Consider the following 13,999-nt stretch of genomic DNA (forward strand, 5'->3'; position numbering starts at 1 on the left):
CCGCGCCCCTAGCCGCCGGCGCCCTTGCCCACCCCAGCCCGGACGCCGCCCCCGGCACCCACCACACCCTCGGCACCCACCTCAGCACCCACCACATCCTCGGCACCCACCTCAGCATCCACGTCGCCCTCAGACGTCCCGCCCCCAGGCTGGTTCCGCATCGCACGCCCCAGCGCCGCGTACCCCCCGGCCGCCACGAGCCCCACCACGGCGCTGCTCGCCCACAGGGCGTCCGCCCCGAAGCGGTCCATGACCGCGCCACCCACCAGCGGCGCGGTGAGCGAGGCGAGGGACCACGACAGGCTGTACATCCCCTGGTAGCGGCCGCGCGCATGGGTCGGGGAGAGCCGGGCCACGAGCCCCATCTGCGTGGGGGAGTTGATGATCTCGCCGAGCGTCCAGACGGTCACGGCCACCGCGTACATCCCGACCGACCCGGCGAAGGCGGTCAGCCCGAAGCCCCCTCCGGTCAGCAGCGCGGAGGCGATCAGCAGCGGCGCCGGGTCGCGATGTTCGAGGAACCGCGTCACCGGGATCTGTACGGCCACGATCAGCGCGCCGTTCGTCGCGATCGCGATGCCGTAGTCCGTGCTGGACAGCCCCTCCGCCCCCATCGCCACGGGCAGCGCCACGAACGCCTGCTGGATGAGGGTCGCGACCAGATACGAGAGCCCGACCACGGCCATGAACCGCCGGTCCCGCAGCACAGAGCCCAGCCCGGCCTCCGGCTCGTCCACTGCCACATCCCCACCGCCACCTCCGGCGGCGCCGCCCCGCTCCGGACGAGACTCCGGCACCTTGGCGAAGACGATGAACGCGCACAGCAGCGTCATCCCGGCGTCGCCCAGGAAGAGCGTGAGATAGCCGTGGCTCGCGATCAGCCCGGCCGCCGCCGCGGAGACGGCGAAGCCGAGGTTGATGGCCCAGTAGTTGAGCGCGAAGGCCCGCACCCGGTCCTCGGGACGGACGATGTCGGCGATCATCGCCTGCACCGCGGGCCGTGACGCGTTGCTGGTCATCCCCACCAGACAGGTCACGACGGCGATGGCGACCGGGTTCTGGACGAAGCCCAGCACGGCGACCGTGACCGCCGTCGACACCTGCGAGACCAGCAGCGTGGGCCGCCGCCCCAGCCGGTCGGTCAGCACCCCGGCGACCACCGCCGACACCGCCCCGCCCAGCCCGTGCAGCGCCCCGACCAGCCCGGCGAACATCGGCGAATAGCCCCGGTCCACGGTCAGGTACATGGCGAGGAACGTGGCCACGAACCCGCCCAGCCGATTGACCAGCGTCGAGGTCCACAGCCACCAGAACTCCCGGGGCAACCCCGAGACGCTCTCCTTCGCGGCCTGTTTCAGTCGAGCGACGGACACCGGACGACTCCCCCCTGTGCGCGACACAAGCCGCATCTGTAAGTGGCACAAATGGCAGCCGCAACTTACCGATGCCGCCCCCCGCACCGCCAGCGAATTGACGGGGTCCGTCAACCGACCCCCTCAGACCGGTCCAGTAGGCTCGGCAGCATGGCCGACGCACCGTACAAGCTGATCCTCCTCCGCCATGGCGAGAGCGAGTGGAACGCGAAGAACCTGTTCACCGGCTGGGTGGACGTCAATCTGAACGAGAAGGGCGAGAAGGAGGCTGTCCGCGGCGGTGAGCTGCTGACGGACGCCGGCCTGCTCCCCGACGTGGTCCACACGTCCCTCCAGAAGCGCGCCATCCGCACCGCCCAGCTCGCCCTCGATGCCGCCGACCGCCTCTGGATCCCGGTCCGCCGCTCCTGGCGCCTCAACGAGCGCCACTACGGCGCGCTGCAGGGCAAGGACAAGGCCCAGACCCTCGCCGAGTTCGGCGAGGAGCAGTTCATGCTGTGGCGCCGCTCGTACGACACCCCGCCGCCTCCGCTCGAGGACGGCGCCGAGTGGTCCCAGAGCGACGACCCGCGCTACGCGACCATCCCGCCGGAGCTGCGCCCCCGCACCGAGTGCCTCAAGGACGTCGTCGAGCGCATGCTGCCGTACTGGTACGACAGCATCGTCCCGGACCTCCTCACCGGCCGCACCGTCCTGGTCGCCGCCCACGGCAACTCCCTCCGCGCCCTGGTCAAGCACCTCGACGGCATCTCCGACGCCGACATCGCGGGCCTGAACATCCCCACCGGCATCCCGCTCTCCTACGACCTGGACACCGACTTCCGCCCCGTCAACCCGGGCGGCACCTACCTCGACCCGGAGGCCGCGAAGGCCGCCATCGAGGCGGTCAAGAACCAGGGCAAGAAGAAGTAAGCCCACCCGAACAAGCCCCCTACCTGCGGCCGCGGGCCGCGAGTAGGGGGCTTTTCGCTATCAGGAGGGAGTGAACTCGTACTGCAGCTCGTAGAGGTGACCGGCCTTGGCCATCACCGTGGCCTCGATGGGGCGCTGGTCGTCGCTGTAGACGACGCGCAGCGTCCGCAGGACCGGAAGGTTTCCCGGCAGGTCGAGCACCGCGTACTGCTCCTGGGTCGGTACGCGCGCGGAGACCTTGTCGACGCTGAGGCGGGGCGGGTAGCCCAGCTCCGCGAGGAGGGCCGGGGTGCCGCCCTTGATCTTGCGGCGGTCCATCATCGCCGTCCCGTGAGCCAGCTCCAGCGGGTAGTACGACTTCACCAGCTCCACCGGCTCATCGTCCATGAGCAGCACCTGCGCCCGCAGCAGCGCCGTGCCGTCCTCCGGGAGGCGCAGGGCCTCGGCGACGTCGGCGGGCGGGCGGATCTCGGTGACATCGAGGAGCCGGCTGCTTCCGCGAGCCTGGTGGCCCGCGGCCTCGCTGATCCATCGGTACGGTTCTCCGGGCGCGGCCGGGGCCATGTACGAGGCGGGTCGCATGGTGCGCTGCCGGTGTTCGCGTACGGTGACGGCCGCTCCGGCGCGGCCGACCGCCAGCCCTTCGTCCTTCAGGAGCTGCAGGGCTTTCTGCACGGTGGCGTTCGAGGCGGTGAATCGCTCCTTGAGCTGGGCGGTCGAGGGAAGCTTGGCGCCCGGAGGAAGGTCGCCGGACATGATCTCGTCGCGTAGGTCGGCGGCGATCCGCTCATGCAGCGACCGCTGGTCGACTGCGTCCTGTTCGGCCTTCGGCACGGTCATCCCATCCTGAGTTCGTAGCGCAGGCGCTGGCGTTGGGCGGGCATGGTGATCAGGTCGGCCTGAATGGCCCGGTCGGCCCCGTCGAGCACAACCCGCTCCAGGCACAGCACCGGCTCCTCCGCGCCGGTCCGCAGCAGCTCCCGCTCCTGTGCGTCCGGCATGCGCGCCGTCACGTCCTCACGCACCCGCTGCCCCACATGCCCCAGCTCGGCGAGCAGCGCCACCGCGCCCCCACGGATCTTCGCGGTGCCCGCGAGGCCGGTGCCTGCCGCGATCTGCGCCGGGTAGTAGGAGTCGGTCAGCTCGCACGGCTCCTCGTCGAGGTACATGATCCGGCGCCGTACGACGACCGTATCCCCGTCCTCGAGCCCCAGAAGGCGTGCCACGGCAGGTGGGGCGGAAACCTCCCCGGCATGCAGGATGCGTTGCGTCCCACGCCTTCCGCGCGCTGCCGCTTCCTCACCCCATGCGTCGCCCTGACCGCCCTCAACGGGCCGCAGATAGGGCATCGAGGAACTGATCCACGCATCGCTGGCCACTGAGCCCCTCCTCAAGCGTGATCGACACTCGCCGACCTTGCCCCTTTACACAGTAAGCGACCCCTTGGCCACCACCCCTGGAGCCTACCTCGCCACCTTTCATGAATAGCGGTAAGGTAGTCTCGCTCATGCACCCAGCTCCGAGGCGGTGACTCGCCATGCCCCTGACGCGGCAGCAGTTCTTCACGCGACGCGAGCCATCCATCCGCGCAACGCGACAATTCGTCACCCGCACGCTCTCCGAATGGGGTTACGTCGACCGCTTGGAGGAGATCCAGTTATGCGTATCGGAGATCGCCACCAATGCCCTGCTGCACGGCGTCCCACCAGGACGGCTGTTCCGGGTACGGATCGAAGCGGCCGAGGAAGAGGTACGCATCGAAGTACGCGACTCCGGCCCCGGGCGACCGACCGCCCAATCCCCACACACGGACCGCGAGAACGGCCGTGGCCTGCTTCTCGTCGGCGAACTCGCGGACGCCTGGGGCGACATCGAGCACACGGTCGGCAAGGCGGTCTGGTTCACGGTCAAGGCAACGCAAGTCCAGGGACGTGCCCAGTGACGGCCCAGCGCGACCACCATCACGGCTGCTGCAACCTCGACCAGCTCCATCGCGACGAGATCACCGTGGCGATGAACTGGGTGATCCGCACCTGCCAGGTCATCATCCGCGACCACAGTCACAAGACCTTCTGGGTCCCCACCGGAACCCCGACCGGCACTGCCCCGACCGTGGATCACCTGATCGAGTCGGCCCGCGCTGACGTGCTCGGGAAGCTCAGGCGCCAAATCGACGGCGCCGACGCCATCATCAGCAACGCCGAACACGAACGCACGAAGCGCCAGCGATGAGTTGCACCCGTCCCCACGCGTTCAAGGAGCCGCATCATCGGCGCGGCGCTACAACTGCTACACGTCAACGGCGGCGGGCGGTCAGCAAGAAGGTGACATCTATCGAAGCGATCGCGCCCCAGATCCAACACACCACCGTGACGTCCGCCGGGGCCAAGGCTGTCGCCAGTACGCCCAGCCCGATCGTGCCCAGCACCACCTTGGCGTTGCGCTTCGTTGCGAGGGCGGCGCGTAGCGGCCCCGGTTCGGCGATCCGGTCCGCCAGATAGGCATCGAACACTTCTGCGACTTGGTCGCCGATCTCAACCTGATCGCCGAGATCGAAGAGAAGTCCACCGGCCGTGAACGCTGGTGGAAGTCGCTTATGGCGGACATCTTCACGCCTCCAGGGCTCGTCATGACGGCCGACGAACGGGAAGCGGCGGTGAAGATCGGTGCGCTCAAGATGACGCAAGATCTGAGTCTCGTCGTGAGTGCGTACACCGGGTACGACAGCGCGGCAGGTTGGAACCAGATCCAGCGCTCTGGCCTGTGGATGACCAAGGATCAGGTGGCAGCGTTTGTCGAGGAGTACCAGACACTGCTGCGCAAGTACGCGACCGACCCGGAGGACCCTCCTCCCGACGCGCGCCGCATGGCCGTCCGTCTTGTTGTGTTGCCCGACGAAGGGCGTCCCCAGCTCGCGCTGCCTACCGAAGCGGACAGCGACTAGCGCCGTATGTGCTGAGAGCCGCTAGCCTTCATCGTTTCCCATCCGTGCCCGATCGGGCCGTCTCTGGGCCGTGAGCTGCTCGATCGGGCTGTCAGGCGGCAGGGCCGGGGAGTCGTCGGCGTAGGCCCAGTGGGTGAGGGCGGGCGTGGTCTCGACCAGGTGGTCTTGCTGGCGGACGCGGGCAAGTTCCCCGGCACCGGCACGGCACGGGTGTGCGGGTCGCGGGACCTCGACGTCGTGGTGACCTAACGCACCGGTGGACGAGACGACCGTGCCTCGCTGTGGGCGGCGGGGGCGGGGGTGGAAGTGGTCGAGATGTGAGACGCGTGGACGGCGCGAGGCGGGTCGTACTGCCCTTGCCCCTGTCCGGCCCGATGCGCTCAGCCCACCGTTCGGGTGATTGCTCGGGCGACGGGTATCACCGGATATCCGGCCCGTCGGACAAACCGACATACTGTGCAAATGATGGCACAGAAGACAATTCCCCCCTTGATTCACCAGACATGGAAAGACGCCGACCTCCCTCCGGCATGGCAGAAGTGGGCCGAGTCCTGGCGGCTGAACCACCCCGGCTGGGGTTACCGGTTGTGGACGGACGCGGACAATCGCGCCTTTCTCCAGGAGCACTATCCGTGGTTCCTGCCGGTCTACGACGGCTATCCCGAACCGATCATGCGGGCCGACGCGATCCGCTATTTCCTGCTCGACCATTTCGGCGGCCTCTACGTGGATCTGGATTTCGAGTGCCTGAAGCCGGTCTCCGACCTCCTCGACGGGCGCGAACTCGTCCTCGGCTGCGAACCCGAGGCGCACACCCGCTTGTTGCTGGCCCGGCAGCGCGGATTCACCCGCATCGTCGGCAACGCGTTCATCGCGTCACGGCCGGGCCACCCCTTCTGGGCCCATGTGCACCGTCGACTGGTCGGCGCCCACAAGCTGCCGCACACGCTCGATGCGACCGGGCCGTTCTTCCTCACCAGAGCGGTCGACAGTGCCCCGGAGCCGGACTCGATCACGGTGGTCGGCCCGGAGGTTCTGTACCCGGAGGTGAGCCCGTACGCGACAGAGCTGTTCGGCCCGCAGGAGGCCGATTACGACCGTGCCCACGCCGTGCACCACTGGTCGGGCAGCTGGGCCTGCGACACCGCGACCGCGCCGAGGGTCTCGGCGGGCAGACGGTTCCCGTTCTGGGCGAGCCAGGAGCGGCAACCGGTCGCCGACGGCCTGCTCAACCTGGAGGCGCAGCGCCGCCGTTGGGCCTTGGGCGCGCCGGCGCCGACCGTGTCCTGCCTGATGGTGACCAAGGACCGCTCGGCGACGGCACGCCGCGCGATCCGGTGCTTCACCGCTCAGACCTACCCGAACCTGGAGCTGGTGGTGCTGGAGGACGGGACCGATGACGCGCTCGAGCAGCACATCCGTGACCTGGACGACCCGCGGATCCGCCATCACCGGCTCCCCCCGGAGCGAAGGACCTTGGGGGAACTGCGCAATGAGGCGGTGGACCGGGCCACCGGGCCGTACGTATGCCAGTGGGACGACGACGACCTGTACGACCCGGAGCGGGTGGAGGCCCAGATGGCGGCGATTCTCGCGCTCGGTGCCGACGCGTGCTTCCTCGCCCGTGAGCGGCTGTGGTGGCCCGCCCGGCGCAAGCTCGCCATCTCCTGCGCGCGGGTCTGGGAAGGGTCGATGGTGTGCGCGAAGGACCGGCTCCCGCGCTATCCGGCCGAGCGCCGAGGCGAGGACACCCCGGTGGCCGAGGAGATCGTCCGAAGCTGCCGGGTCGTCTCGGTGGACGCGTCCGACCTGTACACCTACGTATGCCACGGGAACAACACCTTCGACGAGTCGCATTTCGCGGAGCACTTCGAGGTGGCGACCCACGTGTGGGCCGAACCCGGTGCCTACGCCGAGCAGTTGCTCGCCATGGCGGCCCGGCTGCCCCTCGAGCCGGGGGGCATCGCGCACGCCGAGACCGCCGCGGGCGCCGCGAGCACGTACGAGCGGAAGCCGCAGCCGGTCCCCGAGCCGGCCCCGGCACCGGCGAGCGAGCGGCCCCCGGTGCTGGTGCTCACGCCCCTCAAGGACGCGGCCGCGTTCCTGCCCGGCTATCTGGACCGCCTGCGCACGCTGGACTACCCGCGTGAGGCGATCTCGCTGGGCCTGCTGGAGGGCGACAGCAGGGACTCGACCCCGGAACTGCTCCGGCAGGTCCTGCCCGGCATCGAGGCGGAGTTCCGGCGGGTGACCCTCGTCCACCATGACGTCGGCCTCCAGCTGGCCGGAGCCCGCTGGGAGCCGGGCATCCAGCGCCGGCGCCGGTCGGTTCTGGCCAAGGTGCGCAACCATCTCCTCGCCCGGGCCCTGGCGGACGAGGAGTGGGTGCTGTGGCTCGACGTCGATGTCACCGGCTACCCGGCGGACCTCGTCCAGCGCCTGCTCGGCGCGCGCAAGAACATCGTCGTCCCGCACTGCGCCACGGCACCCGGCGGGCCGACGTACGACCTCAACACCTTCGTCCGCAAGCCCGGAGCCGGCACGCTCAACTGGGCCCAGTGGGTGCGCGACGGCATCCTTCAGCCTCCCAGGGGTTTCGGCCGGACGTATCTCGACGAGTTGCGTGGACGCGGACTCGTCCGCGTCGACTCGGTCGGCGGAACCGCGTTGCTGGTCCGTGCGGAGTTGCACCGCGACGGCCTCAATTTCCCCTCCTTCCCCTACCGGCAGTTCATCGAGACCGAGGGGCTGGCCGCGATGGCCCTGGACATGGGAACCGCCTGCTGGGCGCTGCCCGATCTGGAAGTGGTGCATCCGCACCACGGCGCACCGCAGCCGGAGCCCGCCATCCTGACCGTTACGCACAGTAGGTAGTCATTTTGACACATTGAGTGACAAAACTTACGGTGGCTTTACTGCCCATGCCGGGACGTACACCGGCATTCCGGGGCAGATCCCCCGCACCCGAAGGAAAGGCGCCACCGTGAAATCCCGTGTCATGACCTCACTGGCCCTGCCTGCCGCGCTGGCCACGGCCGGACTGCTCAGCACCGCGGAGGCGGCCTACGCCGCCGTCGCTCAGGACACGCAGACGGGGACGGCGACGTACGGGTACTCAGGGCAGCCGATGAGCGGCGACATCACCCTTACGCCCGGGACCAGTCACCCCTGCGACCCGATAGGCAACGTCACGATCACCGACTACGGGCACTGCTGCCCGCCTGTGAACAACATGACCATCACCGACTACGGGCACTGCTGCCCGCCCGTGAACAACATGACGATCACCGACTACGGGCACTGCTGCAACGTCGGCAACGTCACCATCCCCGACTACGGGTGGTTCTGCAGGGTCGACGACGACCTCGAACCCGAGCGCGGGTTCGGCCGGCAGAACGAGTCAGCAGCCGACGCCTACGCCCCCCAGCGTGCGGAGCGCGAGCGCAGCTAACGCAGGATCCGTCGCCGTGCCCGGCCGTGGGCCCGCAGACGTGGCCCGGGGGGACGGCCGGCGCTCGGAACACCGGCTTCCGGTCCGCCCGATTCCCGCTCCCGATCCCGTTCCCGTCCCGAACCGAAAGACCGCGCATGCCCCACAATCCCGACCCCGTGGTCTCGGTGGTCATCCCCTGCCATGACTACGCCCGCTATCTTCCCCAGGCCGTGTCCAGCATCCTTGCCCAGACCTTCCAGGACTGGGAGCTCCTCATCGTCGACGACGGCAGCACCGACAACACCGCCGAGGTGGCCCGGTCCCTGATCGCCCGCCACCCCGACCGGCGCATCAGGCTCGTCCAGCGGGCGAACGGCGGCGTCTCGGCCGCCCGCAACACCGGGATCGAGGCGGCCACCGGCCGCTACGTCCTTCCGCTGGACGCCGACGACGTGATCGCTCCCACGATGCTCGAGAAGACCGTCGCGGTCCTGGACGGCAGCCCCGGCATCGCGATCGCCTCCACTGATGTGTTCACCTTCACCGACGACGATCTGCCCCCGCAGACGATGTCCCTCCCCGCCTACAGCCGGGAACTGATGCTCCAGCGGCTGATCATGTTCTACTGCTCGCTGTACCGCCGAGAGGTGTGGCAGACCGTGGGCGGCTACGACGAGAGCATGCGGGCCGGAGAGGACTGGGACTTCTGGGTCGGCTGCGTCGAGCACGGCTTGGATGCCCACCACATCCATGAGCCGCTGTTCGGGGCGCGCAACAAGGACACCGGACTCCACGTGGAGGCCGCCGAGAACGACCTGGCCATCCGGGCGCGGATCGTGGCCAACCACCCGAGCCTGTTCAAGCCGATCACCCGTGGCTGGGCGCAGGCCGTGCTCGGCCAGGACGCGGAAGTCTGCCTCCGGGACGACCACGTGCCCGACGACATCCTCACCCGGGCCGCCGAGATGGATCACTTCCTCACCGCGGTGATGGCCCTGCAGCGCACGGCGCGGGTTCAGCACTACCACATCCAGCGGCTGGAGAAGGAACTGGCGGCTCACCGCCACGCGGCCGGCTCTCCCACCCAGGAAAAGGACCGGACCACGTCGGCTGTTTCCACCGTCTAGCGTTGTGATCAGGCCCTCGACCTGCGCTTATGGCGCGGATCAGAGGGCCTTTCACGACCTGGGCCCGCTGTGGGTCCTCAGCGTCAAGGATCTTGCGGCATCAGGCGGTCGGCGGGTCGTCGGCGAGGCCGACGTGGGAGCCGACGTCGTCGCGGTGGGCGGCGTCGAGAACGGCGTTCAGCAGCCCTGGGAAGCGGGCGTTGAGGTCGTCGCTGCGTAGCGTGACGAAGCAGCGGGTGCCTTCCTGCCGGGTGCGGGTGACGCCTGCGTCTCGGAGCACGCGCAGGTGATGGCTGAGGGTGGACTTGGCCACGGGCACACGCAGTTCGCCCCATCCGTGTTCGCGGTCGTCGGCGAGTACACGTATCAGGCCGACCCGGATGGGGTCGTTGAGCGCCCCCATCACGTCGATGAGGGTGATCTCGTCCGGAATGGGATGTCGCGCGTGTTTCACGGAGCCCATGTTACGTTATTCGATGTTCTATGAACGACGAACATTGAGGTGTCATGAACGTCAAGCCCCCCGCAGACCTCGCCGAACGCGTTGTCATCGTCACCGGCGCCGGATCCGGCATCGGCCGGGCCGCGGCGCGCGCCTTCGCCCAAGCCGGTGCCCGGGTACTGGGAGTCGGTCGCCGAATCGACGCTCTTGAGGAGACCGTCGCCGGGCATCCCGCGATCGTCGCCCATTCGGCCGACCTGAGCGGCCCAGGAGCACCGGAGGAAGTGGTCAACGCCGCAGTTGATCGCTGGGGGCAGGTGGACGTGCTGGTCAACAACGCCGGAGCCACCAAGATCATGCCGCTGGCCGACACCACCGACAGGGGCATCACCGACCTGTTCGGCCTCAACGTCGTCGCCCCCAGCCTGTTGGCACGTGAGGCGCTGCCGCACCTGCGCCGGAGCCGGGGCTCGATAGTCAACATCTCCAGCACCTATGGCCACCGGCCGTTGCCGGGCGGCGCCCACTACGCGGCGTCCAAGGCCGCCCTCGAACAGCTCACCCGCAGTTGGGCAGTGGAACTCGCCGCCGACGGCATCCGCGTCAATGCCCTCGCCCCCGGCCCGACGGAAAGCCAGGCCCTGGCCGCTGCCGGACTCCCCGAGGAGACCATCGAACAAATCAAGCACGAAGAAGCCTCGCGCATCCCCCTCGGCCGCCGCGGCGACCCCGACGAGGTCGCCGCCTGGATCCTGCGCCTGGCCGATCCAGCCACTACCTGGCTCACCGGGCAGATCCTCACCATCGACGGGGGCCTGGAACTGACCTGACGGCCCCGGGCTTCGTGGAGACACCATCGAGCTCGAAGACCGCCAGGCCCGACTCACCGGCATCGACTGGATCGACGATGCCGAGTTCGGCACTTACGGCCTCGACGAGGAGGCAACCTCCGAGCTACGCAAGTGGGCGCAAAGGTGGGCCGACGACATCACAGAGCGACTTCAAGAGCTGGAAGTCGATGACGACATCTGATCCGCCCACCACCCCAAGGCATTTCAGCGGCGAAGGGTGAGTACCCGCCGTTGCGGAACCTTGCTTGTCATCGTCCTCCACGGAGAGCAAGTCGTACCCACCGTGTCTGTGGTCTTGCCTCTGTGCCGGCCTTCGGAGCCCCGAGTCGTCCTCCGGCCGTCAGCCGGCCGGGGAACATGAACCCGATTCTGCATGTTGTTGCTGATCATGAAGGCAATTGCCCTACAGCACTACGGCGGCGCAGACGATCTGGAGCTCATGGAGCGGCCGACGCCGGCGGTCGCGCCGGGTGAGTTCCTGGTCCGGGTCAAGGCGGCGGGCGTGAACCCGGCGGACTGGAAGGTCAGTGCGGGCGATCTCGACGGGGTCATGGAGGCTCGCTTTCCCCTCATCCCGGGCTGGGAGGTGGCCGGGGTCATCGAGGCCCGCGGCTTCGATGCCACCGAGTTCGAGGTCGGCGACGAGGTCGTCGGCTACATCAACAAGGACTGGGCGCAGAACGGCGGTTACGCCGAACTTGTCTCCGCCCCGGCTCGCACCCTGGCGCGCAAGCCGGTGTCCTGGGACTGGGCGCATGCGGCGTGCCTGCCGCTGCCCGGGCTGACGGCCTACCAGGCCATCAAACGAATCAACGTCGGCGAGGGCGACACCCTCCTGGTCCACGGGGCCGCCGGGGGAGTCGGCTCGCTCGGTGTACAGATCGCCCTCGCCCGCGGCGCCCGGGTCATCGGCACCGCCGGCGAGCGCAATCACGACTTCCTGCGCGACCTCGGCGTCACACCAGTCACCTACGGCGAGGGCCTGGCCGAGCGGGTGCGCCGGCTGGCGCCCGGGGGTATCGACGCGGCGTTCGACTGCTACGGCGGCGACGCGGTGGCCGTCTCGCAGAAGGTCTTGAAGGACCCGGCGCGGGTCGTCTCCGTGGCCGACCTCACCGTCGCCGACCAGGGCGGCCATCTGGTGTGGGCACGCCCGAACGCCGACGAGCTGACCGAGCTGGTTGATCTCGCCGAGTCCGGGAAGTTGTCCGTCACCGTGCACCGCTCCTTCCCGCTGGAGCAGGCGGCCGACGCCTGGCGGACTCTCCAGGAGGAGGGCCGCACCCGCGGCCGGATCGTGCTGGACATCGACGCCAACTGACCGAAGCCCCGAGGGCTCATGCCCGGCGCGTCAGCGCAACGCCGCCTGGCCCGAGTAGACCGCACGCAAGGCGCGCTCGACCGTCTCCTCGTTTTCGCCGACCGGGGCCACGTAGTCCAGGATGCCGCGCGCCGCGGCCTCCCCGACGGTTCGGGTGATGACCCATGTGGCGAGGTACTGGGACGACAGGCAGCCGCCCGCCGTCGCGATGTTTCCCTCGGCGTGGAAGGGGACGTCCAGCACACGCACGCCGCTGGCTTCGACGAAGGGGCGGCTCTTTTGGTCCGTGCAGGCGGGCATGGAGTCCAGCAGCCCGAGCCGGGAGAGCACCAGCGCGCCGGAGCACTGGGCGCCGATCAGCTGGCGCGCGGGGTCGAGGGGCAGGCGGGAGATCAGTTGGTCGTCGGCGACGACCTCGCGGGCCTTTACTCCGCTGCCGATCAGGACGACGTCGGCTTCGGTCACGAACTCCATCGGGCGCTGGCCGGTGACCTCGACGCCGTTCATGGAGGTGACCACCGGCGTCGGTGTCGTGATGAACGCCTCCAGGCCGTCCTCGCGGCATCGGTTGATCAGCGCGGAGGCGATGAAGCTGTCGAGCTCGTTGAATCCGTCAAAGGTGACCACGGCTACCTGCGGCATGGCATCTCCTCGCGTGCGGTACGGCGGCTCAGTCTCTCCCGAGCGCCGTGCCCGGGTCGCGGGCCAATTTGGGAACGGTGGCTCATCCGGCCATAAGACCTCTTAAGGACTTACGCTGAAATCGTCCGCAGCGGCCGCACAACCGGGGACGGGACGGTGAGCTACCCATGGCCAAGTACGAGCAGATCGCCGATGCCCTGCGGCAGAGCATCCGCGCAGGTCAGTTGCTCCCCGGGGAGCGGTTTCCGGCCGAGGACAAGCTTGCGGCGCGGTATCGGACCAGTGTGCCGACGCTTCAGCGGGCGCTGTCGGAGCTGGTGGCCGAGGGGCTGATCGACAGGCGGCACGGGGTGGGGACCTTCGTGCGCACCCCGCGTCGGCGGGTCATGCGGAGCAACGATCGGCACCAGTGGGAGAAGGACCGGGCGCGCCGGTCCACGGCGGAGCGCCTGCGGACCGGGTCCACCGAGCACGACACCGGGCTGGAGGTGACCGACCTCGCCTTTCACGCCGAGTACCGCGATGCGAAGGCCGACGACGATCTGGCGTCCGTCTTCCGCATCCCCGTGGGCACGCGGCTGCTGGAGCGGATCTACTGCACCAACTGCCGCGCGGAGGACGCGCCGTTCGCCCTGGTGCACTCGTATCTGGTCCATGACGTGGTGGCCGCCAATCCGGATCTGCTCGACGCCGCCAACGAGCCCTGGCCCGGCGGCACCCAGAATCAGCTCTACACGATCGGTATCGAGCTGGACCGCATAGAGGAACGGATCACGGCCCGGCCGCCGACGGTGGAAGAGGCGGAAGCGCTCGGGCTGAAGAAAGGTGTGTCGGTGATCGTCCTGCGCAAGATCTGTACGGATATCGGCGACCGGGTCGTGGAGGTCTCCGACGTGACGCTGTGCGGAGACCGTACGGAGCTCGTCTTCACCACGCCCCTGACGAGGTGGTGAT

At 69.0% G+C, this 13,999-nt stretch carries 16 protein-coding genes and 1 pseudogene; 11 read left to right on the forward strand and 6 right to left on the reverse strand.

Going from position 1 to position 13,999, the window contains the following annotated elements; genetic code table 11:
• Window positions 1–8: 8 nt before the first annotated feature.
• Complete coding sequence (locus J5X86_RS03835; RefSeq protein WP_208515352.1) at window positions 9–1,373, reverse strand: MFS transporter; 1,365 nt, start codon at window positions 1,371–1,373, stop codon at window positions 9–11.
• Between the two features lie 150 nt (window positions 1,374–1,523).
• Between J5X86_RS03835 and J5X86_RS03840 the strand changes: the two genes are divergently transcribed.
• Window positions 1,524–2,285 carry a phosphoglyceromutase gene (locus J5X86_RS03840; RefSeq protein ID WP_208515353.1) on the forward strand — a complete coding sequence of 254 codons (762 nt, stop codon included), beginning with the start codon at window positions 1,524–1,526 and terminating at the stop codon, window positions 2,283–2,285.
• Between the two features lie 60 nt (window positions 2,286–2,345).
• Here the strand turns inward: J5X86_RS03840 and J5X86_RS03845 are convergent, their stop codons facing one another.
• Window positions 2,346–3,125, reverse strand: coding sequence for a GntR family transcriptional regulator (locus tag J5X86_RS03845; RefSeq protein ID WP_208515354.1), 780 nt, complete (start codon window positions 3,123–3,125; stop codon window positions 2,346–2,348).
• On the reverse strand, window positions 3,122–3,634 hold the full coding sequence (locus tag J5X86_RS03850; protein WP_243979492.1) for a UTRA domain-containing protein: 513 nt from the start codon (window positions 3,632–3,634) through the stop codon (window positions 3,122–3,124). Before J5X86_RS03850 ends, J5X86_RS03845 begins: the two co-directional genes overlap by 4 nt.
• Window positions 3,635–3,822: 188 nt before the next feature.
• Between J5X86_RS03850 and J5X86_RS03855 the strand changes: the two genes are divergently transcribed.
• Both J5X86_RS03855 and J5X86_RS03860 read left to right on the forward strand, forming a co-directional pair.
• Window positions 3,823–4,227 carry an ATP-binding protein gene (locus J5X86_RS03855; protein WP_208515356.1) on the forward strand — a complete coding sequence of 135 codons (405 nt, stop codon included), beginning with the start codon at window positions 3,823–3,825 and terminating at the stop codon, window positions 4,225–4,227.
• Entirely contained in the window at window positions 4,224–4,517 is a 294-nt protein-coding gene (locus tag J5X86_RS03860) for a hypothetical protein (RefSeq protein WP_208515357.1), read from the forward strand. The genes J5X86_RS03855 and J5X86_RS03860 overlap by 4 nt, the downstream gene beginning before the upstream one ends.
• A 64-nt stretch (window positions 4,518–4,581) precedes the next feature.
• Here J5X86_RS03860 and J5X86_RS03865 read toward each other — a convergent pair whose 3' ends face one another.
• Window positions 4,582–4,797, reverse strand: coding sequence for a hypothetical protein (locus J5X86_RS03865; RefSeq protein WP_308124438.1), 216 nt, complete (start codon window positions 4,795–4,797; stop codon window positions 4,582–4,584).
• Between the two features lie 9 nt (window positions 4,798–4,806).
• On the opposite strand from J5X86_RS03865, the gene J5X86_RS03870 reads away from it, so the two are divergent.
• The 5 genes and pseudogenes from J5X86_RS03870 to J5X86_RS03890 all read left to right on the forward strand — a co-directional run bounded on the left by J5X86_RS03870 (window position 4,807) and on the right by J5X86_RS03890 (window position 9,789).
• A complete protein-coding gene (locus J5X86_RS03870) occupies window positions 4,807–5,229 on the forward strand; it encodes an ArsR family transcriptional regulator (protein WP_243979231.1) in 423 nt (140 codons plus the stop codon).
• 144 nt (window positions 5,230–5,373) lie between these two features.
• Window positions 5,374–5,500 (forward strand): annotated as a pseudogene (locus tag J5X86_RS03875) (ArsR family transcriptional regulator); the annotation flags it as partial.
• 218 nt (window positions 5,501–5,718) lie between these two features.
• Window positions 5,719–8,103 carry a glycosyltransferase gene (locus J5X86_RS03880; RefSeq protein ID WP_243979232.1) on the forward strand — a complete coding sequence of 795 codons (2,385 nt, stop codon included), beginning with the start codon at window positions 5,719–5,721 and terminating at the stop codon, window positions 8,101–8,103.
• 109 nt (window positions 8,104–8,212) lie between these two features.
• Window positions 8,213–8,680 carry a hypothetical protein gene (locus J5X86_RS03885; protein ID WP_208515359.1) on the forward strand — a complete coding sequence of 156 codons (468 nt, stop codon included), beginning with the start codon at window positions 8,213–8,215 and terminating at the stop codon, window positions 8,678–8,680.
• A 137-nt stretch (window positions 8,681–8,817) separates the two neighbouring features.
• Entirely contained in the window at window positions 8,818–9,789 is a 972-nt protein-coding gene (locus tag J5X86_RS03890; protein ID WP_208515360.1) for a glycosyltransferase family A protein, read from the forward strand.
• Between the two features lie 100 nt (window positions 9,790–9,889).
• Here J5X86_RS03890 and J5X86_RS03895 read toward each other — a convergent pair whose 3' ends face one another.
• Window positions 9,890–10,252 (reverse strand): helix-turn-helix transcriptional regulator, encoded by a 363-nt coding sequence (locus J5X86_RS03895; protein ID WP_208515361.1) that lies wholly within the window; start codon window positions 10,250–10,252, stop codon window positions 9,890–9,892.
• 44 nt (window positions 10,253–10,296) lie between these two features.
• Here J5X86_RS03895 and J5X86_RS03900 point away from each other — a divergent pair, with 44 nt between their 5' ends.
• Both J5X86_RS03900 and J5X86_RS03905 read left to right on the forward strand, forming a co-directional pair.
• Window positions 10,297–11,061, forward strand: coding sequence for an SDR family NAD(P)-dependent oxidoreductase (locus tag J5X86_RS03900; protein ID WP_208515362.1), 765 nt, complete (start codon window positions 10,297–10,299; stop codon window positions 11,059–11,061).
• 409 nt (window positions 11,062–11,470) lie between these two features.
• Window positions 11,471–12,403 (forward strand): NADP-dependent oxidoreductase, encoded by a 933-nt coding sequence (locus J5X86_RS03905; RefSeq protein WP_208515363.1) that lies wholly within the window; start codon window positions 11,471–11,473, stop codon window positions 12,401–12,403.
• A 30-nt stretch (window positions 12,404–12,433) separates the two neighbouring features.
• Here the strand turns inward: J5X86_RS03905 and J5X86_RS03910 are convergent, their stop codons facing one another.
• Window positions 12,434–13,045, reverse strand: coding sequence for a DJ-1/PfpI family protein (locus J5X86_RS03910; RefSeq protein WP_208515364.1), 612 nt, complete (start codon window positions 13,043–13,045; stop codon window positions 12,434–12,436).
• 167 nt (window positions 13,046–13,212) lie between these two features.
• On the opposite strand from J5X86_RS03910, the gene J5X86_RS03915 reads away from it, so the two are divergent.
• Window positions 13,213–13,998, forward strand: a complete 786-nt coding sequence (locus J5X86_RS03915; protein ID WP_208515365.1) for a GntR family transcriptional regulator — start codon at window positions 13,213–13,215, stop codon at window positions 13,996–13,998.
• Window position 13,999 lies beyond the last annotated feature (1 nt).

This window comes from Streptomyces sp. NEAU-YJ-81 (assembly GCF_017592595.1).
Classification (GTDB): Bacteria; Actinomycetota; Actinomycetes; order Streptomycetales; family Streptomycetaceae; genus Streptomyces; species Streptomyces hygroscopicus_B.